A 25302-nucleotide genomic window follows, 5' to 3' on the forward strand; every position below is an offset into this window, starting at 1 on the left:
TTACTTAAATTACCTTGAATCCTATCTGCTTAATTCAGCCTAAACCAATAGTATTATGCGAATCATAATTCACAACATCAAGGTATTTTTAAATTCAGCAACTACATCATCGCGAAATTAAATTTGTTTACTACTTCCTTGTTTCATTTTATCAAATTCATCACCTATTATAGATAAATTAGGTTCGTTAGACATCTTTTTGATCATATTGCTATATTTATTTACCAAAAGTATAGCCAAACTAGAAAATACAAATCCTGGAAGCAACTCATAAACAACGCTACTAAGACCAAAAACTATCCATAACAACACAGTCACTCCACCCACTATCATACCAGCAAGAGCCGAAAGTGCGCTCATATGACGTGAGTACAAACTAAACAAAAGCGCAGGTCCAAAACTAGCTCCAAATCCAGCCCATGCATTTCCTACGACACCAAGTACTGTATCAGTAGAATTAAACGCAAACAAAGTAGCTACTATAGCAACTAATATAACTGCTAAACGTCCAACCAAAACTTGAGTTTTATCACTTACGTCTTTTTTATAAAATGCAAATATAAAATCCCTTGTTATCGAGCTAGCACTTACTAACAGCTGACTTGATATAGTACTCATAATCGCCGCCAAAACAGCAGATATTATAACGCCGACGATAAATGGATGAAACAGAGTCTCGCCAAGCTTTAAAAATACGGTTTCAGGATCGTTTAAAGGACTTCTTATTTCATTAAAATATACAAATCCTATAAGTCCGCTAGACATAGCACCTATGAGACCGATAACCATCCATGATATACCTATTCTTCTAGCACTATCAAGTTCTTTTGAGTTTCTAATCGCCATAAATCTAACTATTATATGCGGTTGTCCAAAATACCCAAGCCCCCAAGCAAGCAATCCTAAAATACCAAGAAAACTCTGTCCGGCAAATAAATTTAAATGATCTTGATTAGCGGCGGTACTATATTTATTTAATTCGCTAAAGAAATTTTCTCCATCAGGTATATTTAAATTTAAAAAAGCAACGACTGGTATGAGAACTAAAACTAAAAACATAAGCATTCCTTGAAATGCATCTGTCAAACAAACAGCTTTAAATCCGCCAAAAAATGTATAAGAAACAACTATCAAAAGCGTTAAAATGGCCCCGGAGCTAAATCCAAGTCCAAAAAAGCTTTCAAAAGTCTTGCCCCCGGCTATAATACCGCTACTTACATAAAGAGTAAAAAATACCAAAATGAAAATGCCGGAAATTATACGTAAAACCTTTGTTTTGTCTTTGAATCTATTTTCTAGATAATCTGGAATCGTAATACTATCTCCTGCAACTTCCGTATAAACCCTAAGACGTTTTGCCAAATATTTATAATTCGCCCAAGCTCCTATACTAAGTCCTATAGCAATCCACATATTTGAAATACCGCTTAAATAAAGCGCACCGGGAAGACCTAACAACATCCAACCGCTCATATCGCTAGCTCCGGCGCTAAGAGCTGTTATAAACGGTCCAAGACTTCTATTATCTAGCAAATACTCATTTAAATTTGATCTTTTATTGTAAGATAATTTTCCTATAGCTAAAAGCACGCCAAAATACAAAGCGATAGCGATATATGCTCCCAAACTCATTTAAAACCCCCAAAAACAATATAGTAGTTATCTTATCACATTTAAGTTTAAAAATATATATTTTTTTGTATAATTTACGATTATTCTAAATTTAAGCAAGGTTTTATATTGACAAATTTATATAATGAAAAATTTTTAAAATTTATATTTTCCATAGCTATTATAATTATAGGAATTTATTATACTTACCCAGTTAGCATAACAGATGCCCAAAAAGGCGCTTACGTAGATTCATATTTTACGACGTTAGGACTTACATTCGGCGGTATTTTTATAGGTATCGTACTTGGTTTCATATTAGCTTTTTTAAAGTTTTTAAATATCAAAATTCTATCATTTATCATAGACGAATACATAGATATAGTAAGAGGAACTCCGGTACTTTTGCAACTCATGATATTTGCCTTTGTCATACTTGCTACTCTTAGCGATAACTTTTACGCCGCGGTAATAGCTCTTGGACTAAACAGTTCTGCATACGTAGCCGAAATCGTAAGAAGCGGTATAAACAGCGTAGATAAAGGTCAAATGGAAGCAGCTCGCGCTATGGGACTTAGCTACAGCGTTTCTATGCGCCAAATCATCTTTCCTCAAGCCGTTAAAAACATACTTCCGGCTCTTGCAAACGAGTTTATAAGCCTATTTAAAGAGACTTCGGTCGTCGGACTTATAGGTATATTTGATCTTACTATGCAAAGTAAAAGCTTGCAAGCAACTCTATTTAGTCCCGAGCCTATCTTGTTTGCGGGAGTTATATACTACGCAAATGTTAAATTCTTTTCGCTTCTTGCAAAACTCTTAGAAAATAGGCTAAACAAAAATGATTAAAATAGAAAATTTAGTAAAAAACTACGGAAATTTAAAAGTTTTAAACAGTATAAGCACTGAGATAAAAAAAGGTGAAGTCGTAGCCATCATCGGACCTAGCGGCGGTGGAAAAAGTACGTTTTTACGCTGCATTAACCGTCTTGAAGAGCCTACGAGCGGTCATATTTTTATAAACGGTATAGATATTTTAGACCCTAAAATCAACATAAATAAAATTCGCCAAAAAGTATCTATGGTATTTCAGCATTTCAATCTTTTCGCAAACAAAACTGTAATGCAAAATCTCACGCTTGCTCCGCTTCAAACAGGACTTTACGACCTAAAAACAGCAAACGATAAAGCAAACGAACTGCTAAAAAAAGTCGGACTTGCGAGCAAGGCAAATGCTTATCCGCATAAACTAAGCGGCGGACAAAAACAACGCATAGCCATAGCTAGAAGCCTTGCTATGGAGCCTGATATCATACTTTTTGACGAGCCGACAAGCGCACTTGATCCAGAGATGATAGGTGAAGTTTTGAGCATTATGAAAGACGTTGCTAAGGACGGGCTTACGATGCTTGTAGTAACTCACGAGATGGGATTTGCTAAAAACGTTGCAAATAGGATATTTTTTATGGATAAAGGCATCATCGCAGTAGACGATACTCCGAAAAACGTCTTTGAAAACTGCACTAATCCGCGTTTGAACGAATTTTTAAACAAGATACTAAATCACTAAAAAAGGAAAACAAAATGAAATGTTTTTTTAAATTTATCGTTGTTGCTTGTATAGCGGCTGGTTTTTCTCACGCCGCAGACGTGATAAGAGTAGGCACAAATGCCACTTATCCTCCATTTGAGTTTATAGATGAACAAAACAAGATAGCCGGTTTTGATATGGATCTAATAGACGCTCTATCAAAAAAAGTAGGATTTGAATATAAGATAGTAAATATGAGCTTTGACGCTCTAATACCTGCTTTAAAAGCAGGCAAAATAGACGCGGTAGCAGCGGCCATGAGCGCAACTCCTGATCGCATAAAGGCAGTCAGTTTTACAAAGCCTTACTATAATACGGAAAATTTATTTATCAAACAAGCTAAAAACGGTGATCTAACATCAAAGCAAAACTTAGATGGTAAAAAAATCGCAGTACAATTAGGAACCGTCCAAGAAATAGCGGCTCGCGCTATGAAAGGCGTTAAAGTTATGGCAAACGAAGATATATTTGCAGCTATAATGGCGCTTAAAAACGGCAAAGTCGATGCTGTTTTAGTAGATAGTTCTATAGGTTATGGCTACTTAAACAAGAACAAAGATCTAGCTGAGTTTCTAAAAGAACCAGATGGTAGCGAAGGCTTTTCTATAGCTTTTGATAAAAACAAACATACCGATCTGATAGCAAAGATCAATCAAGCAGTTGAAGAGCTAAAAAGTGATGGCACTTATGATAAATTGCTTGCAAAATACAATCTAAAATAGCCTCAAACAAATAAAAAGGAGAGTTTGATGAATATAATTTTTAAATTTATCTTTGCTTTGTTATTGATGCTAAACTTAGCAAACGCCAAAACGTTGATATTTGGCTCAGACGCCGAGTATCCTCCCTTTGGCTATATGGATGAAAACAATAAAATAGCTGGATTTGACATAGATCTAGTGGATGCTATATCTAAAAAAGCTGGATTTGAGTATAAATTTATAAAAGTCGGATTTGACGCTCTAATACCTGCTCTAAAAGTCGGCAAAATAGACGCTATCGCAGCTAGTATGAGTGCTACAACTGAGAGAAAAAAATCGGTTGATTTCTCGTCTCCTTATTTTTATACAAAAAATTTATATCTAAAAATGGCGACCGACAAAGAGATCGCTTCAAAAGACGACCTTAAGAAAAAAAGGATAGGCGCAATGCTAGGCACAGTCCAAGAAAGCGTTGCTCACGGGATAAAAGGCGCAAAAGTCATAGCCACAGAAGGCATAGCAGGAAGCATCATGAACCTAAAAGCCGGCAAAGTCGATGCCGTAATAGTAGATAGTTCAGTAGGATACGGCTATCTTAAGAAAAACGCCGACATAGTAAAATGGCTTGAAGAAAACGGCGGAAGCGACGGTTTTGCAATGGCGTTTGATAAAGATAAACATAGCGAGTTTTTAGCCAAATTTAACAAAGCTTTAGAAGATATCAAAAGCGATGGAACATACGAAAAACTTCTTGAAAAATACGATCTAAAATAGCTTAGCCCTACTTTAGGGCTAAATTTAAGGACTTAAAATGTGTCAATTATATGTTTTAACTGACAAAGAACTCACTCCGCAAAACAGTATCTCCCAACAAATTTTAGAGCTCTTAAATTCAGGTATCAAGTTAATTCAATACAGAAACAAAACACAAGATCACGATATAAAATTACTCAAATCCATAGCTAATTTATGCGATGATTTTAACGCAAAGTTTATCATAAACGATGATCCGTTTCTAGCAAAAGCTTGCGGTGCGCACGGTGTTCATATCGGAAAAGACGATGAAGATATAAAAAAAGCAAAAGAGCTACTAGGTAAAAACTCCATTATAGGAGTTAGTTGTTACAATGACATAAGTTTAGCGCTAAAAGCCCAAAAAGATGGTGCTTCTTACGTTGCTTTTGGAGCGATGTATCCAAGCCAAACAAAGCCAAACGCTCCTCTTTGCGACCATAATACTATAAAAAAAGCAAAAGAGAATTTAAACGTTCCTATCTGTGTCATAGGTGGAATAAATGCTCTAAATTTAAAAGAAGTTAGTGCTCTTATGCCTCATCTAATAGCTATAGTAAGTGCCGCTTACTCTCCAAAAAGTATCAGTGAAAACATAACAAATTTAAACAATATAATAAGGAATTAAATGGATTTTTTAAACGCAGTAATACTAGGAATAGTCGAGGGTCTGACCGAGTTTTTGCCTGTTAGCTCGACTGGGCATATGATACTTAGCGCAAAGCTGCTTGGACTTGAGCAAACAAGCGTGTTAAAATGCTTTGAAGTTGTTATCCAGCTAGGAAGCATCTTAGCGGTCGTGTTTATGTTTTTTGATAGATTAAAAGAGGATTTTAACCTTTGGATAAAGCTTGCTATAGGCTTTGTGCCCACAGCTATCATCGGCTTTTTGGCTTACAAACACATAAAAACATTTTTTGAGCCAAGCACCGTTGCTTATATGCTCATCATCGGCGGTATCGTTTTTATAGTAGTTGAGCTTTGGCATAAAAAGATAAACTATGAGGGCGATACGAAAACCTTACACGAAGTGAGTTTCAAACAAGCTTTTATAATAGGACTTTCTCAATGCTTTGCCATGATACCCGGCACTTCAAGAAGTGGGTCTACCATCATAACCGGTCTACTTTGCGGACTTAGTCGTGAAGTTGCGGCTAGATTTAGCTTTTTACTAGCCATCCCTACTATGTTTGCCGCAACTGCTTATGATAGCTATAAAAACGCAGATATTTTCGTGCAAAACAAAGAAGCTTTATGGATATTTTTAGTCGGCGGATTTATGGCATTTATAGTAGCTTTGATAGTTATCAAGCTGTTTTTAAAATTCGTATCTAAATTTAGCTATATCAGCTTTGGAATATATAGGATAGTACTTGGTTCTATATTTTTAATCTATATTTTATAAATTAGAAATAATAACCCTTAAAATAAATATAAAAGCAACTCTATGAAATGATCATAAGTTAGATAAAAATTTAATAATTTTATATGGTTTGTTTAACGGCTTCTTTTATAGAATTTAAAAGATAATCTATATCATCTTTTGTATGAGTATAGTGCAGACTAACTCTTACAAAACCGGGCTTATTTAAAAACTCATCATCATCTTTAAGCCCGAGCAAGTCGTGTCCGTATGGTCCGGCGCAAGCGCAACCGGCGCGTGATTGAACGCCAAATTTAGCACTTAAAGTATTTGCCAATACGTATGGAGAGATATCTTTTATATTAAACGAAAATATGGGTAGTTTTAAAGCGGATTTCGGACAGTAGCAAATCATATTTTTTATACTTTTTAGACTATCTTCAAAGTACTCGAGATGCTGCTGTTCTATCTTTTTAATCCTATCTAAACCGATATCGTTTCTTAGTTTAAAAGCTAGATAACCTCTTATTAGCTCTATTATTCCAGGGGTTCCCGCATCTTCTAAAAGCTCGACATTATCTAAATATTTTACGCTTTTTCTACTTACATAGCTTACAGTACCACCACCTGCAAATGTAGGCTGAGCGCTGCTACAAAGCTCCTTTTTAATAACCAAAAGCCCAGAACTACCAACGCCGCCTAAAAGTTTATGAGGAGAAATAAAAAGTGCATCATATAGATCACAGGGTATATTTTCATAAGGAGAAATACTTGAAGCGTCTAATGCCACTATACCGTTATATTTCTTTACCATTTTATATAAATTTGCAATATCGGTTTTGACGCCAGTTACATTTGAAGCAGCGCTAAAACTCGCTATAATTCTTCTATTTCTATTTATTTTCAAAACTCTATCTAGCTCACCCCAGTGGATACCGCCATCAAGAGCTAAAGGAACTCTATAAATTTCACAAAGACCGCTTCTAAAGCTAACTTCGTTGCTATGATGTTCATAAGGACTAACTATAACAAGAGGTAAAGAGTCGTTTTTTAAATTTGAAATTACGTTTTGAAGTATGGTTTTAGTCGCAGGAGGAAGATAAATTCCCATAATTTCTTGAAATTTTTTTATGGCTGCGGTACTCCCAAATCCACAAGGCAAAAGATAAAAATCATCACTAATTTCCAAAAGCGTTTTCAATCCGTTTCTAGCATTTTCATAATAATTTGTAGTAATTTTCGCACAATCGCTACATTCACTATGAGTATTCGAATATGTATGCAATACTCTTAAAATTTCATCTTCGACGCCTTTGTATCCAAGTCCAGAAGCCGTCCAATCAAAATAATAAATCCCCTCTTTTAAAATTATATTTTCTCTTACTTTTTCTAAATTTAGCAACAATATTTCCTAATTATTTTTATATAATTATACAACAAACAAGATTAAGATTTCAAATTTAAACTAGTTTTTTGTATAATTACTAAAACAATGAGGAGATAGTTATAACAAGTAAATTTTTAGACTCCGGCAACGATACTGGAGTACAAAACATACTTGAGTTTTACTTTGTGTTTGATAGAATTTTGAAAAATTATGATAATATTTTTGAAGCTATCGAGTATGAAATTTTGCGTAATTATAAAAATATATCTAAACACTTTGATTTTGATGAAAATGATAAAGAGATAAAAATATTTCTCAAAAAACTTGCAAGAAGCGATAGAAAGCGATTTAACACATTAAAGCAAATTCCACGTAGAATAGGAAGCGTAATAATAAATAACTTATTATCAAAAAATATTATACAAATCGAAAAATCCAGAGAGATAAAACCGAAATCAACCAAACATCACAAAATCAAAAAAGAACTAAGACACTATCAAGTCCAAGACAAAATACATTTTAAAAACAACTTTACAAGATTTTGGTTTAGATTTTGTGAGCCAAATTTAGAACTATTAGATAAAAATGAGTTTGAAACTGTTTTAAATTTAATAAAGCAAGGATTTGAACTATACTGTTCGCTGCCTTTTGAACTAGCGTGTATGGAGCTTTTAGCAAAAGAGTTAAATATACAAAAAGAGTTAATTACAAGCTACTGGGATAAAGAAAACGAAATTGATATTTTTGTAGAATTCGATGGATTTACCGTAGTTGGAGAAGCAAAGTACAAAGATAGAAAAATATGCAAGAATGTATTAAATATACTTCAAGCAAAATGCAAAAGATCAAATTTAAATCCAAATTTAATAGCACTATTTTCAAAATCAGGCTTTAGCAATGAACTTTTAAATTTAAAAAATGATAAAATACTATTATTTGAAATAAACGATTTTAAGGATATTTATGAGTGAATTATTGACAAACAACAGCGAAACAAAACATATTCAAGATGGATTAAAAAGTCTTATAGAACAGACTTATCTTATAGAAAAAGAATATAAAACTTTAACCACTTCATATGCAAATTTACAAAAATTTATCCAAGACATCGTTGAGAGCTTAGGTGCGGCTTTATGGGTGATAGATATAGATGGCAAAGCCGTACTAAAAAATGCAAAAGCAGATGAAAACGAGCATATCTTAAGCTTAATAGATTTTAGAAAAACAAATCAAGAAGTAGAATTTGGCTCGCAATTTTATGCTATAAAAATCACTCAAAATGACGGAAATAAAATAATCCTAGCAACAGATATAAGCGATGAAAAAAGAAGTGCAAGACTCGTATCCATGGGAGCAGTAGCAGCTCATCTCTCGCATGAGATTAGAAATCCTATAGGATCTATTTCTTTGCTCACAAGCACTCTTTTAAAAAGAGCCGATGACAAAAATAGACCCCTCATAGAGGAGATACAAAAAGCTATTTTTAGAGTTGAGCGCATCATTAAAGCAACTCTGCTATTTACAAAAGGCGTATGTATAAACAAGCAGGTATTTAACTTAGAAAAGCTTGAGCAAAACTGTAAAGTAGCAATCTCTCAATATGCTTTTAGTAAAGAAATTAAGTTTGTCTTTAGTGGATTTAATTCAGAAATCATAGGCGATATGGATCTGCTCGATATGGTTTTTAGTAATTTTATATTTAATGCTATAGACGCCATAGAAGAGGATGAAAGCGAAAGCGGAACGATAAAAATAGAGCATAAATTTGAAAATAATGAACATAATTTTTATATAAGCGATAGCGGAGTAAAAATAGATAAAGATATCGTTTTTGAGCCGTTTAAAACGACAAAATTAAAAGGAAACGGGCTAGGACTCGCTCTTAGTATAGAGATTATCTCAGCCCACAAAGGAAGCATTGCTTTGCAAAATGATCCAAAAGTATTTACTATTAGCCTGCCTTAGCTTCGTTTAGTATAGCATCTAACTCTGATTTGAACTCATCACTAACGATAAATTCAGTGCTGAAAATCATCACTTCTTTATCGTAATTATTAGTTATTCTAAGTAATAATCTTTTATTTCCATTTTTTTGATGATAAGAGTGAGCAAGTTGATAAATATAATTTATTTTTTGCTTATCTAAACTTATAATATCTATATCAACTTCAAGCTTTCCTATTATAGTAGCAGAGGCGCTTTGTTCATTCACTCTAGACTCATATCGTCTTCTATTTGTTTTAAGAGTGAAATTTCCATCTTTTGCATCATCAAGACTGATGATCTGATTTATTATAGGTTTTGACTGAGCGTCTTTATTTGGAGCAACTTTAAAAGCGTATATTGTATCTTGTTCATCTTCGCTCATATTGGCTATGAATTTACTAGTAGAATCAAAAGCTATCATCTCGGAATTACCGCTTATATCAACTATATTTAATATAGCCATTTCCATACCGCTTTTAGTTGTTCTAATATTTATATGACTCATTTTCCCTATGATAAGTATTTCACTTTCTTTGGTTAAATTTGGAATATCTTTTATTGTAGCGTGCTTGATAGTATCAAAATAATTTTGAAATTTAAATACTTCGTCATCCATAAGTTTGCTTGATTTCAGCGTAAATCTCTTATATAAAGCATCATCAAGGCTTATTATGTCATTTATTTTTAGCTTGAACTGCTGACCGTCTTTATTTAAAATAATTTTAAACGCATGTGGCTCATCAAGCTCATTTTGACTCATAGATTCTATTTTTTTATACTCGTCAAATGCGGTAGCTTCTATATTCCCATGAATATCAAGGATATTTATGATAGCCATTTTTTTACCTGTTTTTGTTATCTTTGTAGTTATATCTTCTATCTTACCTACTACTAATATCTCACTTCCATCTTCTACATTTTCAAATTCACTTGATACTGTGTAATTTATCTTATCTATTTTATCTCTATACTCGTCTAATGGATGACCCGAAACATAAACTCCAAGTATCTCTTGCTCGAATTTCAATATCTCTTTTTTATCAAATTCATCTTTGATATTAACAAGATCAACGCTTATCTCACTCATACTATCATCATCGCTAAATAGAGAATTTGTAGCATTCTTTTTGATATCCGATATACGTTTTGAGTTTTCTATGATAGTTTCTAGATTATGTATGAGCATCTTTCTAGTAAAACCAAAGTCATCAAATGCGCCAGATTTTATAAGAGATTCAAAAACGCGTCTATTTACAGTCGTGCAATCTGTTTTTGATATAAAGCTATCAACGCTTTCAAAAGGACCGTCTTCTCTAGCTTTTATGATATCTTCCACAGCGCCTACTCCAACGCCTTTTATCGCTGCCATGCCGTATATAATAGAGTCGCTTCCATCTTTTTGTATAACACTAAACTCCCTTACCGAATAATTTACATTTGGAGGAAGTAGCTTTATATTAAGTCTTTTTATCTCATCGATATATTTTATAATTTTATCTATATTGTTCTCTTCGCTAGTAAGCAAAGCAGCCATAAATTCTGCCGGATAATATGTTTTTAAATACGCTGTTTGAAAAGTTATAAGCGCATAAGCTGCTGAGTGGGATTTGTTAAATCCATACTCTGCAAATTTCATAATAAGCTCAAAAAGTGCGTCTGCTTTGCCTTCATCAAAGCCGTTTCTTTTTGCTCCTTCTAAATACTGAGTTTTGAGATGCAACATTTCATCTTCTTTTTTCTTACTCATAGCGCGCCTTACAAGATCCGCGCCTCCAAGGCTAAATCCTCCGACTGTTTGAACAACTTGCATAACTTGCTCTTGATAAACTATAACTCCGTACGTCGGTTCGAGTATAGGTTTTAAAGCGGCGAAAGCGTATTCTATCTTTTTCTTACCGTGCTTAATATCTATAAAATCATCAACCATTCCGGAATTCAAAGGTCCGGGACGATAAAGCGCTATCATAGCTATGATATCTTCAAAACAATCCGGTCTAAGCTTCGCAGCAAGAGATTGCATACCGCTTGACTCTATCTGAAATATACCCAGAGTATTTCCGCTTTGAATAGTTTCATAAGTTTTTTGATCGTTGAAATCTATTTTTTCCCATAAAATATCTACGCCAAAACGCTCTTTAATTAGTTTTTTTGCATTATCGATTACTGTTAGAGTTTTAAGTCCCAAGAAGTCAAATTTGATAAGATCAACATCTTCAAGGTAATCTTTTGTGTATTGAGTTACATAATGACCGGCTTCGGCATTGCTTTGTTTCCACAAAGGAGCCTTTTTCCATAGCTCTTCATTGCTTATAACAATACCTGCAGCATGCATTCCGGGGTTTCTATTCAATCCTTCAAGCTCACAAGAATATTCCCAAACCTGCTTTGCTAAGTCATTTTTTGCTATAAGTTCACCTATTTTCGGCTCTTTTTCGAATGCTCCATCTTCCATATCGCCTTTTTTATTTTTATGCGCTTTTAAAGTAATTCCCAACTCATCTGGTATAAGTTTTGCCATAGCATCTGCTTCGGAATATGGCATACCCATAACTCTTGCAACGTCTCTTATAACTCCTTTTGCCAAAAGCTTACCAAATGTTGCTACTTGGGCGACGTTGTATTCCCCATACTTTTCTATGACGTAATCTATAACTTCCCCTCGCCTATTTTGGCAAAAATCCACATCGATATCTGGCATACTTATACGCTCTGGATTTAAAAATCTTTCAAATAGCAAGTTATAAGGCAACGGATCAATATCAGTAATGCGAAGAGCGTAAGCTACAAGGCTTCCAGCTGCACTTCCACGCCCAGGACCTACTGGAATTCCTCGTCTTTTTGCTTCGTTTATGAAGTCGGCCACTATAAGCATATAGCCCGGAAATTTCATATTATTTATCGTATTTATCTCAAGATCTAATCTATCTTTATAAATTTGATGCTTAGACGGATCGATAAACTCGAGTCTTTTTTCAAGTCCTTGTTTGCACTCATACTCAAACAAAAAACTATCATTTTCTAAATCATATTCATTTTGCGGATGAGGCAGGATTATACCGCGCTCTTTTGCATATTCTTGAGTAAATTTAAAATTTGGTGGAGTAGCGTCTCCTAATTTTATTTCTAAATTGCACTTTTCTACTATCTCGTTTGTATTTTCTATAACTTCTGGCATATCGGCAAAAATAGCGCTCATCTCATCAGCCGATTTGGCATAAAACTCGCTTAGAACTTGTTCTCGTACTTTATCATCGAAATTTTTATTTGCTGAGATATATACAAATATCTTTTGAGCTACTGCACTATCTTTTGTGGTATAATGGGCATCGTTTGTAGCTATTAGTTTTATACCGGTTTCCATAGAAAGCCTGATTATATCATCATCTATTCGTTGTTGATCACCTATACCGTGTCTCATAATCTCAAGATAAAAATCATCGCCAAATATATCTTTATATTCCAAAGCAACTCTTTTGGCAGATTCATATCCGCCGGCTCCTCTTTTTAAATTTCTATCACTCAAATTTAAATGGAAATTTACTTCTCCAGCAAGGCATGCAGAGCTGCATACTAAACCTTCGCTATGTTCTCTTAAAAGTTTTTTGTTGATTCTTGGATAGTAGTAATATCCTTTTATATACGACATTGAGCTAAGATACATAAGATTTTGATATCCTACCTCATTTTTAGCAAATAGACAAAGGTGAAATCTCTGCCTACTCTCTTTGTTGCTTATATCTTCGTGATTATGTATATAAGCTTCAAGTCCTATGATAGGTTTTATACCCTCGGCTTTCATAGTTTTATAAAAATCAAGCGCCCCATACATATTTCCGTGATCGGTTATAGCGCATGATTTTATATTTAGCTCTTTTAATCTTTTGGCTAAAACTTTTATCTTGTTTGCACCGTCTAACAATGAATATTCGGTATGTAAATGTAAATGTGTGAAATCGCTCATTAGTTTTCCTTATTTGATAAATTGTATCATATAAGTACTAAAATAAAGCTTACTCGTATTAAATTTTGTAGAAAAAAAGGGCTTGAAACAAGCCCGTTTGAGATTAATCTCTTGGTCTAGCCTCATTTACTCTAAGTGCTCTACCGCCAACTTCTTTGCCATTGGTTCCTTCAATAGCTTTTTTTGCTTGTTCATCACTACTCATTTCGACAAATCCAAAACCTTTAGAACGATTTGTTTCTTTATCTTTTACAATTTTTGCGCGTGTAACTTCACCAAAACTACTAAAAACTTCTCTAAGCTCAGACTCTGTCATTCGATATGACAGATTACCAACATAAATGTTAATCACAACTACTATTCCTTACTGCTATTTATTCCGTATAAATTCGGTTGATATAATAATACCTAAATTAACCATAAAAAGCTATAGTAAATCTAAACTTTTCGTAAATATTTTCAAAATTTGTAAAAATTTGTTACAAAGCAATATAAAATTATACTTTTTATATTAATAATATTTATATAATAACTTTCATTTATACATTACTTATAAAAAGCAATATTATAAAATTTATACAAAAAAAATAAGATATATTTTAAATTTATCACATATTGTTACAAATTTACACATATATTTTTATAAATTTATTCAAATATTAAATTTAATATTACTTATTATTATATTTTTTTGTATTATTTATATTGATACCTTAAAAAATATAGGGGGAAATATGATAAACAAAACCATAGAGTTGGCAAGTGAGCTACAAAATAAAATTGTGCAAAATATCTCTAGGCACGAAAAAGTTTTTCATCAAAAAATGAAAAAACTTCTGCTAAATCCACAAAACAAAGTAATGTTAATAGAGCTTTTAGACCGCTCATTTAGATGCAAAGATAAAAAATCCAGTTTTGAACTCATACAATACACGCTAAACAAATACGGTATAGCGGATTTTTTCACTTCTTATGAAAGATTTCTGCTTTTAGCTTTTTTAAATTTAGGCAAATTTATGCCTGATATCAGCGTTCCGTTTTTTATATCTCATTTAAGAAATGAAACAAAAGATATGGTTTTAGATGCCAACGAAAATAGTTTAAAAAAGCATATAAAACTAAGAAATGAAGATAATATAACATTAAATATAAACCTAATTGGGGAAGAAGTCCTTAGCGAAGCAGAAAGTTTATACCGAATACAAAAGTACGAAGAGGCGATAAAATCAAAGTATATAACATATATCTCCATCAAAATAACTACTATATTTTCTCAAATAAACATTATAGACTTTGAGTACTCTAAAAAAGAGATAGTAAAAAGATTAGATAGGCTCTATCAACTGGCTTTAGAAGAAGAAAAAATAAGCGGAATTTCTAAATTTATAAATCTCGATATGGAAGAATACAGGGATTTAGAACTTACGGTAGAAGCTTTTATGGATAGTATTTCTAAATTTAATATAAAAGCAGGAATCGTATTGCAAGCTTATATTCCAGATTCATATCACTACTTACAACGATTATTTGAATTCTCTAAAGAGCGCGTTTTAAAAGGATTTGCACCGATAAAAATTCGCCTTGTAAAAGGTGCAAATAAACAGAGTGAAGAAGCAATATCTTCTCAAAAAGGATGGGCTTTGCCGACATTTGATAGAAAAATAGATACGGATTCAAATTACAAAAAAATGCTTGATTTCGTATTAAGTAAAGATAATTACAAATTTATAAATATCGGTATCGCTAGTCACAATATCTTTGAGATAGCTCACGCTTATATCAAAATAAAAGAAGCCGGCGCGACTGAGTCATTTAGCTTTGAGATGTTAGAAGGTATGAGTATCCAATGTTCATATGAACTATCAAAACTGCATGATATCATACTTTATGCTCCTGTTTGCAGCGAAGAACATTTTAATAACGCAGTCGCGTATCTAGTAAGAAGACTTGATGAAAACAGTAGTACGGATAATTTTATGCGATATTTTTTCAATCTCGAAGTAGGAAGCCGCGAGTGGAATACCCAAAAAGAGTTATTCTTAAAATCTATAGATAATATTTCAAATATAGACAACTCTGCACGCAGAACTCAAGATAGAAGCGTTAATTCGCACACAAACTCATATGATGAGTTTGAAAACGAGCCAGATACTGATTTTATCTTAGCTAAAAATAGAAAATGGGCACAAGATATAAAATCTAAATTTGAAAATATGCAAAATTTAGAAATCTACCCAGTAGCAAAAGATATCCTAAAAACCGATGATATGGACTCTTATAAAGTTTTCGATAAACCTCTTAACAGAAAAATAGGAACCGTGCATTTAGCAAATATAGATCAGATAAATAGAGCATTAAAAACAGCAAATGAGTCGAATTACAGCGATTTAAGTCATGATGAAATTTATAAAATACTATCAAAAGCAGCTGAAATTTTTAGACAAAAAAGAGGAGATCTTATAGGAATAGCCGCCCTAGAAGTAGGCAAAACATTTTTAGAGCTAGATCCCGAAGTGAGCGAAGCTATAGACTTTTTAGAGTTTTATCCACACTCTTTAAAAAAGCTAAAAAATGAATATCAAAATATTAAATTTGCACCAAAAGGCGTAGGCGTAGTTATAGCTCCGTGGAATTTCCCTATAGGCATAACGACCGGAACTATAGCAGCTCCTCTTGCAGCAGGAAATAGAGTTATTTATAAACCATCAAGTCTTTCAGCCATAACCGGATATAAAATATGCGAATACTTTTGGGAGGCTGGAGTTCCTAAAGACGCGCTTATATTTTTACCTGCGCAAGGAGCACTGATATCAGAACATTTACTAACAAACGATAGCATAAAATTTACTATACTAACAGGTTCGGAAGATACGGCGAAAACTATACTAGAAGCAAATCCTTGCTTGATGCTAAGTGCAGAAACCGGCGGAAAAAATGCTACAATAGTTAGTAAAATGGCAGATAAAGATCAAGCGATAAAAAACGTAATCCATTCGGCTTTTTCAAATTCAGGTCAAAAATGCTCCGCAACTTCACTTTTGATACTAGAAGAAGAGGTCTATAACGATAATAATTTTAAAAAATCTTTAGTAGAAGCAGCTTCATCTTTACAAATAGGAAGTCCTTTTGAGCTTAAAAACAAACTTGCAGCATTAGCTAGCAAACCAAGCACAAAACTGATAAAAGCGATCAATGAGCTAAAATCTTATGAGCAATGGGCATTAAAACCGCAATTTATAAATGATAATCCGCATTTTATGACTCCTGCGATAAAATATGGAACAAAAGAGGGAGATTTTACGCATATGACGGAGCTTTTTGCACCGATTTTAACGGTTATGTGCGCAAAAGATCTAAATCATGCCCTGCATTTAGCAAATAGCACCGGATATGGACTTACGGCCGGATTTGAAAGTTTAGATGAAAGAGAGTGGGAGGTATTTCATCAAAATATAGAAGCCGGAAATATCTATATAAACAAGCCAACAACAGGAGCTATCGTACTTCGTCAACCTTTTGGAGGAATTAAAAAGTCTGCCATAGGATTTGGTAGAAAAGTCGGAATATACAATTATATCACGCAATTTACCGATATCACAGAAGATGGATGCGATATAAATTTAAAACCGTGCGATATATCAGATAAGTTAGAAAAACTAGATATACAAGGTTATGAATCAAACATTTTGAAAAGTTTAAAAGAGCTATCTTTTATAGCTAAAAGCTATGCTTATCATAATGAAAATGAGTTTAAAACCAAAAAAGACTATGTAAATATAACCGGCGAAGATAATATATTTTCATACACAAAAGTAAAAAATACAGGATACAGAATCAGCAAAGACGATAGTTTAAGAGATATTTTTGCGATCATTATAGCTCACGAAATTTTAGAAATACCTTTATATATAAGTTTTGAAGAAAATAGTAATATACAAATCGTATTAAAAATAGCAGACGCTTTAGGGATCGCTTTAAATTTAAAACAAGAAGATCTTGTAGATTTTTCTAAGAAAATACATGAATTTGATAGAATAAGATATCTGAGTAAAGCATCTAAAAATGATATTGTTTACCAAAAAGCCGCTAAAAATGCAAAGATAATAGCAAATGCCAAACCTCTATCAAACGGTAGATTTGAGCTGCTTTACTACCACAATGAAAAATCTTTGAGTATCTCGTATCACAGATATGGAAATTTAGGTGCAAGAGCTTTACAACATATGAAAGGATAAAACATGGAATCAGTAAATTTTAGTATAGAAATAGCAGTAACATTTGTAGCATACTCAGCTTTGATGTTGTTTATAGGATTTTATTTTTTCAAACAAAATAAAAGCACAGAAGACTACTTTTTAGGTGGAAGAAGCATGGGGCCTGCAGTATCTGCCCTATCTTCAGGAGCTTCTGATATGAGCGGATGGCTGCTCATGGGGCTTCCTGGAGCTTTGTACGTAAGCGGATTTTCACAAAGCTATATAGCTATAGGTCTTACTGTAGGCGCATTTTTAAATTGGAAATTTGTAGCAAAAAGGCTTAGAATTTATACTAGCGTAGTAGCAAATTCTATCACTATACCTGATTATTTTGAAACGAGATTTGATGATAAATCTCATATTTTAAGGATACTTTGTGCTATCGTCATTTTGATATTCTTTACATTTTACGTATCGGCAGGATTAGTCGGAGGAGCTAAGCTTTTTGAAACAACATTCGGTTTTGCATACGAAAATGCTTTGACAACAGGTACTCTAATCATAGTTATATACACATTTTTAGGTGGATATAAAGCTGTTTGTTGGACAGATCTTGTGCAAGGTCTGCTTATGATGTCGGCTCTGATCATAGTCCCCATAGCTATGATCTATCATATAGGCGGTTTTGGTGAAGCTATTAATATAATAGAAAATATAAAACCGGGGGTACTTTTAATGAATGAAGGCATAGGCGTTCTTGGACTGATATCAACTCTTGCTTGGGGACTTGGGTATTTTGGACAGCCTCATATATTAGTACGTTTTATGTCTATAAGATCTGTCAAAGATATACCCACTGCTACTTTTATAGGCATATCTTGGATGGTTATTTCTCTGATTGGGGCTTGCCTTATAGGAGTTGTGGGAATAGCTTACGTTTATAAATTTAATCTTAGTTTGAGTGATCCTGAAAAAATATTTATCGTGATGAGTCAACTGCTTTTTAATCCTTGGATAAGCGGTATACTTCTTTCAGCTATTTTGGCTGCTATTATGAGTACAGCAAGTTCTCAGCTTTTGGTATCTAGCTCTACTATAGCCGAGGATTTTTACAGAAGGATATTTAATAAAACAGCGTCTTCAAAAACAGTTATGAACTTAGGAAGAGTAGGAGTACTGATAGTCGCTCTAGTAGCTTTTATCATATCAACAGATAAAAACTCGAGCATATTATCTATAGTAGCTTACGCTTGGGCTGGATTTGGCGCTAGTTTTGGAAGCGTTATGCTATTCTCGCTGTTTTGGAGTAATATGACTAGACTAGGAGCTATAGCGGGTATGATAGTAGGAGCTATAACAGTAGTAGTTTATAAAAACTTTTTATCTGCATATTTAGATATTTATGAGATAGTTCCCGGATTTATATTTGCATCTTTGGCGATCATTGTAGTAAGTTTATGTACAAAAGTAAGGCCCGGTACAAAAGCAGCTTATGAAACTATGATTAAAGAGTTATAACAATATATCTAGTATCACCGATTTTGGTGATACTATTTTATAGATAAATATTAAAAATTTAAAAAATATTTGTAAATTTAAGATTCGAATTTAATATCTATAATTCCCTAATAATCACTATTTTCTGCATATATTAGCCACTAATTTAAATTATTATTTAATATTAAGTATAAAATTAAATAAATTTTAAAACTTATTTGTATAAAATAATTAACAAATAAAAATTAAACAAAAAGGAGGGAATCGAATTTGAGACAATGCAAAGCATTTACAAATCTTTTTGGCGTGTTTATCGTGTTGCTATTTGTCCTATTTGGCGTAGGCTTTTATACGTTTTATAACGCCAAAGGTACTTCATACTTTAGCAACGATAGTAAATCCTGTAATAACTGTCATATAATGAATGACGTATATAACGACTATCTAAATGCGCCACACTCTAAAAAAGTCGCGGGCAAGCCAAGAGCAAGCTGTGTAGACTGCCATTTACCGCATAATTTCATAGATAAATGGATCGCAAAAGGCAAAAGCGGTTTGAGCCATGCTTACTCATTTACATTTAAATTAGATGAGTTACCGACAAATTTAAGCACAACCAACAACAGTAAAATGATGGTGCAAAATAACTGTATCGAGTGCCACACAGAAATAGCATCTAACGTGATCAACTCAACAACAAATCCACACAATGACAGATCTCTAAGCTGCGTATCATGTCATACCGGTGTCGGACATAAAAGAGGATTTTAAAATAAAGGAGAAAATATGAATAAAAAAGGTGTTATCTATTTTGCAATTATTGTTGTTATCATAGCGATAGCAGCAGTATTGATGCTAAATAAAGATATTAGTAAAAAACAAAATGAAGGTACAGGAGGCATAGCCTCTAAGGAATTTGTAGAGCTTAGCGATAATAACCCTACTTTCGATCATTGGGGTAAAAACTTCCCAGATTATCTTGATATGTACTTAACTGTAGAAACAGAAAAACCTGTTAGTACCGAGTTCGGAGGTAACTTAGCTTACTCTAAGCTTATACGCTATCCACAACTTACTATGTTATGGGCCGGATATCCGTTTTCTATAGACGCAAATGAAGAAAGAGGTCACTTCTGGGTTCAAGTCGACCAAATGGACACAGCAAGAAACAACAAAGACTTTTTAAATGCACACGGATTTGCAGCATTTGGCGGACAACCTGCTGCATGTATGAACTGTCATAGCGGCTGGTCTCCTTGGCTATACAAAAATGCTGCAAAAGGCGACTGGATAGCATTTAACTCTACAAAATACTGGACTATGATAAAAAACGTTCCAGCAGTAAATGGTATGGAAGAAAACTCTGTTGAACACAGCGGTCCTCACGGTGGTAAAAGAATGGGCTTAACATGTGCTGATTGTCACAATCCAAAAGATATGAGCCTAAGACTTACTAGACAAGCAGCTATAAACTCTTTAATCATGAGAGGTTATGAAGCAGACAAAGAACAAGGCGTAAAAGCCACCAGAGAAGAGATGAGAACTCTAGTTTGTGCACAATGTCACGTCGAGTATTACTTTAAACCTACTGGTGAAAAAGTAAAAGTAATGGGTGAGAGCATAGCAAAAGACGCTACTAAAACATGGTGGAACGGAAAACAAAAAACTTATGACGAATTTGATTCTTGGAGAGACGGAAATAAACCTACACAGATCGAAGTTGATGGTATAGAGCTTATATACCCTTGGTCGTACTGGAAAAAAGGAACTCCATTTAGAATTGAAATGTTCGATGATCATTATGAAGCGGTACGCGGTGTATTTGATAAAGACTGGCCTCATAAAATAACAAAAGCTCCTATGCTAAAAATCCAACACCCAGAGTACGAGCTATACAGCGGCGGTGTACATGCTGCAAACGGCGTAAGCTGCGCTGATTGTCATATGCCTTATATTAGAAAAGGTTCTAAGAAAATGACAAATCACAATGTTACATCTCCGCTTGCAAACATAAATGCGGCTTGTAAAACTTGCCATACTCAAAGTGAAGATTATCTAAAATCGCAGATAAAAGATATCCAAAACTCTGTAGCATTTGATCTTAGAACAGCTGAATACAGCATCGTAAGTCTTATAACAGATATCAAAAATCTAAGAGACGCTTTAAGTGCTATGCCGGCATTCCAAAAAGACGGTAAGGCTGATGAAGGTAAAATTTCTGCTGAACTAAAAGACGTCCTAGAACTTCATAGAAAATCTCAAATGAGAGCTGACTTTGTCGGCGCTGAGAACTCTACTGGATTCCATAACCCAAGAGAGGCTTCGAGAATGCTTCTTCAATCTGTGGATATGGCTAGACAAGGTCAAACTCAGCTTGTGCAAATCGCCGCTAAAAACGGTATAACCGGCTTCAAAACATCTAATCTCGGTTTTGAAGATATGCAAAAACTAAATCCGGGCGAGATACGCTATAAAGTAGATCTAAACGGACATAAAGCAGGCGATAGATACTATGAGCATGACTATATAAACGGAAATCCACCTTCTAATCTTATAGAAGATGATAAGAATTTAAAACCATACAACTATAACGTTGTAGATAAAAAATAAGCTCTTAAAAGCTGATTTTGCCAGACTTCATATGAGGTCTGGCTTTAAAAATTTATTTAGATAATCAAATTTATATAACTACAAAATTTCTTTTTAGTTTTTAAATTCGTATCAAAATAAAAGTCCGTCTTTTACTTCTATATATTTTTCATTGCCTTGTAAAACTTTAACTAACTCTAAAGCAAATTCCATAGCAGTAGCAGGTCCTTTAGAAGTAATGATATTCCCATCTATAACAACATTTTTATCTGATACATAGCCGCCTTTTGCAACTACTTTTTCAAAACCAGGATAGCAAGTATAACTATCTCCCAAAACATTGGAGGTACTAAGAGCCCATGGCGCGGCGCAAATGGCTCCTATAAATTTATCCTTCTCATCAAAATCTTTTAAAACTTTTTGAAGTTTTTCACTTTTGGCTAAATATTCGGCTCCAGGAAGTCCGCCCGGTAAAACTATCATATCAAAATTATCAAAATTGATATCGTCGAAAGCAACATCGGCTTTCATACTAACATTATGAGCACCGATAGCCGTATCACTATTTAGCCCAACAAATACGGCGTCTATACCTGCTCTTCTTAGCACATCGATAATAGTTGTTGCCTCAATCTCTTCAAATCCATCTACTAACATAACAGCTACTTTCATTAATACTCCTTATATGAATTAAAAAATTATAGCCAATTGTAGCAAATATCACACAATATTTTTATGCATTGTGCTATTATATTTGATATCTTATGAAAGGATTTAGTATGGAAGTAAAAATATTTTACTGCAACTCTTGAGTTAACTTTCTCACAAAAGCTTCTAGTGTAGAAGACGAATTAAACAAGAATTTCCCTAGTGCGAAAGTTTCTAAAGAGGTTGGCGAAAAAGGCGGTTTTAAAGTTGAAGCTGATGGAAAACTAATTTATGACTACAATAGTTTCCCTAGACCGAAATTTCCAGACAATGGAGAGATAACTGCTACAATCATAAGAGAATTTAATCTCTAATATAACAAAGCCTTTGAATTGTAATTCAAAGGCTATTTAAATTTAAATAGCCTTCTTGATAATGATAATTTATTATTATATTAAATATATATCAAAAAATTATATTAAATATTATAAAATATTTATGCATATTATGCTATTATAACAAAATATTTTCATAAAGGATAAGTGATGCAAATAAAAATATTTTACTGCAACTCTTGAAATTTCCGTCCAAAAGCTTCTAGGTTAGAAGATGAGCTAATAAACAATTTTCCTGGTGTGGAAGTTTCTAAAGAGATAGGCAACAAAGGCGATTTTATAGTTGAAGTTGATGGAAAGGTGATTTATAATAATCATGATTTTCCAAGACCTAGATTTCCAGATGCTGGAGAAGTAACTGAAATTATAAAAAAAGAATTTAATATATAAAAACTAAAAGCCCTAATATAGGGCTTTTAATCTATTTGTTTGCTCTTTCTATATACTCGCCTCGCACGGTATCAACGCGAATAACTTCGCCTTCTAATACGTGAAACGGTATCTGAACTACGGCACCACTCTCTAATGTGGCTGGTTTTTTATTACTTCCTTGAGTATCGCCTTTGAAGTTTGGCTGAGTTTCAACAATTTTCAACTCCACTACTTGAGGTACTTCAACACCAATAGCTTTACCGTTATGAAATAAAATTTGAACCATCATCCCATCTATCATCCATTTTTTTGCCTCGCCGATATCTTCATCAGATATAGCAACTTGCTCATAGCTCTCAACATCCATAAATTGACAAAATTCTCCATCATCATAAAGGTATTGCATCTCTTTTTCTACTAAATTTGGAGATTCGCATTTATCCCCCGCATGAAAAGTTTTTTCTAAAACTTTTCCATTTACAAAAGACTTAATTTTTACTCTAACAAATGCGGCGCCTTTTCCCGGCTTTACATGTTGATACTCAACTATTTTATATGGAACGCCGTCTAACTCTATCTTTAAACCTTTTTTTAAATCACCCATTGAATATGAAGCCATATATTCTCCTTAAATTATAATACTGCGTATTCAGCCCAAACACAAGTTTCTAGTGCATTTAGCTTTGCTAAAATATCTTTTTTAATATCATCGTCGACTAATATAACCGCCAAAGCAAAACCATTATCATCGCGACCAAGCCTAAAGTCTGCTATATTTATTTTCTCTTCGGCCAATATAGAGCTGATAGAGCTGATAACGCCTGGTACATCTGTATTTTTAAATACTATCATTCTGCCTTTTGGCTTAAAATCAGTCTTAAATCCATTAACATTTACTATTCTTTGTTCAGTCTCGCCAAAAACAGTTCCGCTTATGGCAGTAGCATCTTTATCTGTTATGATTTTAACTGTTAATTTGTTTTTGTATCCGCTTTCTGGTAAAGTAGTTGCAGATACTTCGACGCCTTTTTCTTCGGCTTTAAATTTAGCATTTACATAATTTATAGTATCACCCAAAGTCTCTTTAAGGCAACCAACTATAGCAAAAGTAAGCATTGAATTTGCATACTCTGCGATAGATCCTTCGGCCTCTATCCTAATAGCTTTTATAGGTTTTTTATTTAGCTGGGCTCCAAAGTATGACATTTTAGATATAAGCTCTACATAAGGAGCAACAAAAGGAGGTAAATCTTCTGTTTTGATAGGCAAATTTAGCGCATTTGGGTAACAAATTCCTTTAGCTGCGCTTATAGCTTGTTCGGCTGCCGCAATCGCTATATTTTTTTGAGATTCGTATGTATTTGCACCGAGATGAGGAGTAGCACTTACATTTTCAAGATCAAGCAAAGGATGGTTTATGGCAGGTTCTTTAACAAATACATCAATCCCTGCGTAAGATATCTTTCCGCTTTGTAAACCTTTTAAAAGCGAATCTTCGTTATACAGTCCTCCCCTGGCACAGTTTATCAAACGAACTCCATTTTTCATTTTAGAGATCTCTTCGTCACCGATCATATCTACTGTTTCTTTATTTTTTGGAGTATGGATAGTAATAAAATCACATGCTAAAATATCATCAAAATTCATAGTATAAGTAACGCCCATATCGGTAGCTTTACTAGGATCGATATATGGATCATAAGCTATAACTTTCATACCAAAAGCAAGACTTCTAAAAGCTACTCTTGAGCCTATATTTCCAAATCCGATTACGCCAAGAGTCTTTCCGTAGAGCTCATTTCCGTACCATTTTTCTCGTTTCCAAGTTCTGTTTTGCTGCAAATCATTAACTGAATTTATATATTTTCTTGCACTATTTAATAAGTGGCACATAGTCATTTCAACTGCGGCTATAGTGTTTGCCGTAGGGACATTCATTACGATAATCCCTTTTTTAGAACAGCCGTCTATATCTACATTATCTACGCCTACTCCAGCCCTAACAAGCGCTTTTAAATTCTTACAGGCCGCGATAAATTTATCACCGCAATCAGTAGAACTTCTAGTGATTGCCACATCGGCCTGAGGTAAAATATCTAAAAGTTTATCTTTAGGCAGATCTACTGCATCAATTACACGCAAATCGCTCTGCGCATTTAATAGCTCAAAACCAACCGGATGTATTGCATCGCAAACTATAACTGTTTTCATAA

Annotated in this window: 19 protein-coding genes and 5 pseudogenes; 17 read left to right on the forward strand and 7 right to left on the reverse strand. The window is 33.7% G+C overall.

The genetic code is table 11. The features are described 5' to 3' along the window. Positions 1–117: 117 nt before the first annotated feature. Complete coding sequence (gene putP, locus RVY88_RS01390; RefSeq protein ID WP_011732130.1) at positions 118–1632, reverse strand: sodium/proline symporter PutP; 1515 nt, start codon at positions 1630–1632, stop codon at positions 118–120. A 108-nt stretch (positions 1633–1740) separates the two neighbouring features. Here putP (RVY88_RS01390) and RVY88_RS01395 point away from each other — a divergent pair, with 108 nt between their 5' ends. From RVY88_RS01395 to RVY88_RS01420, 6 genes are read left to right on the forward strand one after another with little or no spacing between them, the layout of a single operon-like run. Further along, entirely contained in the window at positions 1741–2460 is a 720-nt protein-coding gene (locus RVY88_RS01395) for an amino acid ABC transporter permease (RefSeq protein ID WP_002849986.1), read from the forward strand. Continuing rightward, complete coding sequence (locus tag RVY88_RS01400; protein ID WP_162167361.1) at positions 2453–3181, forward strand: amino acid ABC transporter ATP-binding protein; 729 nt, start codon at positions 2453–2455, stop codon at positions 3179–3181. Before RVY88_RS01395 ends, RVY88_RS01400 begins: the two co-directional genes overlap by 8 nt. Before the next feature lie 14 nt (positions 3182–3195). After that, on the forward strand, positions 3196–3924 hold the full coding sequence (locus RVY88_RS01405; RefSeq protein WP_162167360.1) for a basic amino acid ABC transporter substrate-binding protein: 729 nt from the start codon (positions 3196–3198) through the stop codon (positions 3922–3924). 27 nt (positions 3925–3951) lie between these two features. Then, positions 3952–4677: a transporter substrate-binding domain-containing protein gene (locus tag RVY88_RS01410; RefSeq protein ID WP_162167359.1), complete on the forward strand. Its 726-nt coding sequence runs from the start codon at positions 3952–3954 to the stop codon at positions 4675–4677. Positions 4678–4714: 37 nt separating this feature from the next. After that, the gene (thiE, locus tag RVY88_RS01415; RefSeq protein ID WP_162167358.1) at positions 4715–5323 is read left to right on the forward strand and encodes a thiamine phosphate synthase; all 609 of its coding nucleotides are present in this window, start codon (positions 4715–4717) and stop codon (positions 5321–5323) included. After that, the gene (locus RVY88_RS01420) at positions 5324–6100 is read left to right on the forward strand and encodes an undecaprenyl-diphosphate phosphatase (RefSeq protein ID WP_162167357.1); all 777 of its coding nucleotides are present in this window, start codon (positions 5324–5326) and stop codon (positions 6098–6100) included. Positions 6101–6179: 79 nt separating this feature from the next. Here the strand turns inward: RVY88_RS01420 and RVY88_RS01425 are convergent, their stop codons facing one another. Next, positions 6180–7460 carry an aminotransferase class V-fold PLP-dependent enzyme gene (locus RVY88_RS01425; protein WP_002849997.1) on the reverse strand — a complete coding sequence of 427 codons (1281 nt, stop codon included), beginning with the start codon at positions 7458–7460 and terminating at the stop codon, positions 6180–6182. A 185-nt stretch (positions 7461–7645) separates the two neighbouring features. Here RVY88_RS01425 and RVY88_RS01430 point away from each other — a divergent pair, with 185 nt between their 5' ends. Together RVY88_RS01430 and RVY88_RS01435 are read left to right on the forward strand one after the other, a co-directional pair. After that, on the forward strand, positions 7646–8416 hold the full coding sequence (locus RVY88_RS01430) for a DUF234 domain-containing protein (RefSeq protein ID WP_152789355.1): 771 nt from the start codon (positions 7646–7648) through the stop codon (positions 8414–8416). Continuing rightward, complete coding sequence (locus RVY88_RS01435; protein WP_002850001.1) at positions 8409–9410, forward strand: sensor histidine kinase; 1002 nt, start codon at positions 8409–8411, stop codon at positions 9408–9410. The genes RVY88_RS01430 and RVY88_RS01435 overlap by 8 nt, the downstream gene beginning before the upstream one ends. Here RVY88_RS01435 and dnaE read toward each other — a convergent pair. Both dnaE and RVY88_RS01445 read right to left on the reverse strand, forming a co-directional pair. Continuing rightward, the gene (gene dnaE, locus RVY88_RS01440) at positions 9397–13392 is read right to left on the reverse strand and encodes a DNA polymerase III subunit alpha (RefSeq protein ID WP_162167356.1); all 3996 of its coding nucleotides are present in this window, start codon (positions 13390–13392) and stop codon (positions 9397–9399) included. The two genes, RVY88_RS01435 and dnaE, sit on opposite strands and share 14 nt — an antisense overlap. Positions 13393–13495: 103 nt before the next feature. Next, positions 13496–13741: an RNA recognition motif domain-containing protein gene (locus RVY88_RS01445; RefSeq protein WP_024305159.1), complete on the reverse strand. Its 246-nt coding sequence runs from the start codon at positions 13739–13741 to the stop codon at positions 13496–13498. Positions 13742–14126: 385 nt separating this feature from the next. On the opposite strand from RVY88_RS01445, the pseudogene RVY88_RS09175 reads away from it, so the two are divergent. The 7 genes and pseudogenes from RVY88_RS09175 to RVY88_RS01465 all read left to right on the forward strand — a co-directional run. Next, a pseudogene (locus tag RVY88_RS09175) lies at positions 14127–15606 on the forward strand (proline dehydrogenase family protein); the annotation flags it as partial. Positions 15607–15674: 68 nt separating this feature from the next. Continuing rightward, positions 15675–16989 (forward strand): annotated as a pseudogene (locus RVY88_RS09180) (aldehyde dehydrogenase family protein); the annotation flags it as partial. 122 nt (positions 16990–17111) lie between these two features. Next, positions 17112–17220, forward strand: a pseudogene (locus RVY88_RS09185) (hypothetical protein); the annotation flags it as partial. A 176-nt stretch (positions 17221–17396) separates the two neighbouring features. Further along, positions 17397–17627: pseudogene (locus tag RVY88_RS09190) on the forward strand (hypothetical protein); the annotation flags it as partial. A 3-nt stretch (positions 17628–17630) separates the two neighbouring features. Next, positions 17631–19106 (forward strand): sodium/proline symporter PutP, encoded by a 1476-nt coding sequence (gene putP / locus RVY88_RS01455; protein ID WP_162167354.1) that lies wholly within the window; start codon positions 17631–17633, stop codon positions 19104–19106. Positions 19107–19355: 249 nt separating this feature from the next. Further along, the gene (gene nrfH, locus RVY88_RS01460) at positions 19356–19856 is read left to right on the forward strand and encodes a cytochrome c nitrite reductase small subunit (RefSeq protein ID WP_162167353.1); all 501 of its coding nucleotides are present in this window, start codon (positions 19356–19358) and stop codon (positions 19854–19856) included. Positions 19857–19871: 15 nt separating this feature from the next. Next, positions 19872–21695 carry an ammonia-forming cytochrome c nitrite reductase subunit c552 gene (locus tag RVY88_RS01465; protein WP_002850011.1) on the forward strand — a complete coding sequence of 608 codons (1824 nt, stop codon included), beginning with the start codon at positions 19872–19874 and terminating at the stop codon, positions 21693–21695. A gap of 111 nt (positions 21696–21806) precedes the next feature. Here the strand turns inward: RVY88_RS01465 and RVY88_RS01470 are convergent, their stop codons facing one another. Continuing rightward, entirely contained in the window at positions 21807–22346 is a 540-nt protein-coding gene (locus RVY88_RS01470) for a DJ-1 family glyoxalase III (protein ID WP_065844244.1), read from the reverse strand. A 158-nt stretch (positions 22347–22504) separates the two neighbouring features. On the opposite strand from RVY88_RS01470, the pseudogene RVY88_RS09195 reads away from it, so the two are divergent. Both RVY88_RS09195 and RVY88_RS01475 read left to right on the forward strand, forming a co-directional pair. Then, a pseudogene (locus tag RVY88_RS09195) lies at positions 22505–22696 on the forward strand (Rdx family protein); the annotation flags it as partial. A 171-nt stretch (positions 22697–22867) separates the two neighbouring features. Then, positions 22868–23107 carry a SelT/SelW/SelH family (seleno)protein gene (locus RVY88_RS01475; protein WP_257719961.1) on the forward strand — a complete coding sequence of 80 codons (240 nt, stop codon included), beginning with the start codon at positions 22868–22870 and terminating at the stop codon, positions 23105–23107. 31 nt (positions 23108–23138) lie between these two features. Here the strand turns inward: RVY88_RS01475 and efp are convergent, their stop codons facing one another. Both efp and serA read right to left on the reverse strand, forming a co-directional pair. Next, positions 23139–23708, reverse strand: a complete 570-nt coding sequence (gene efp, locus RVY88_RS01480; RefSeq protein ID WP_002850016.1) for an elongation factor P — start codon at positions 23706–23708, stop codon at positions 23139–23141. Between the two features lie 14 nt (positions 23709–23722). Continuing rightward, positions 23723–25300: a phosphoglycerate dehydrogenase gene (serA, locus tag RVY88_RS01485; protein ID WP_065844102.1), complete on the reverse strand. Its 1578-nt coding sequence runs from the start codon at positions 25298–25300 to the stop codon at positions 23723–23725. Between the last annotated feature and the right edge of the window lie 2 nt (positions 25301–25302).

Source organism: Campylobacter sp. TJR-1 (assembly GCF_032840035.1).
Classification (GTDB): domain Bacteria; phylum Campylobacterota; class Campylobacteria; order Campylobacterales; family Campylobacteraceae; genus Campylobacter; species Campylobacter fetus.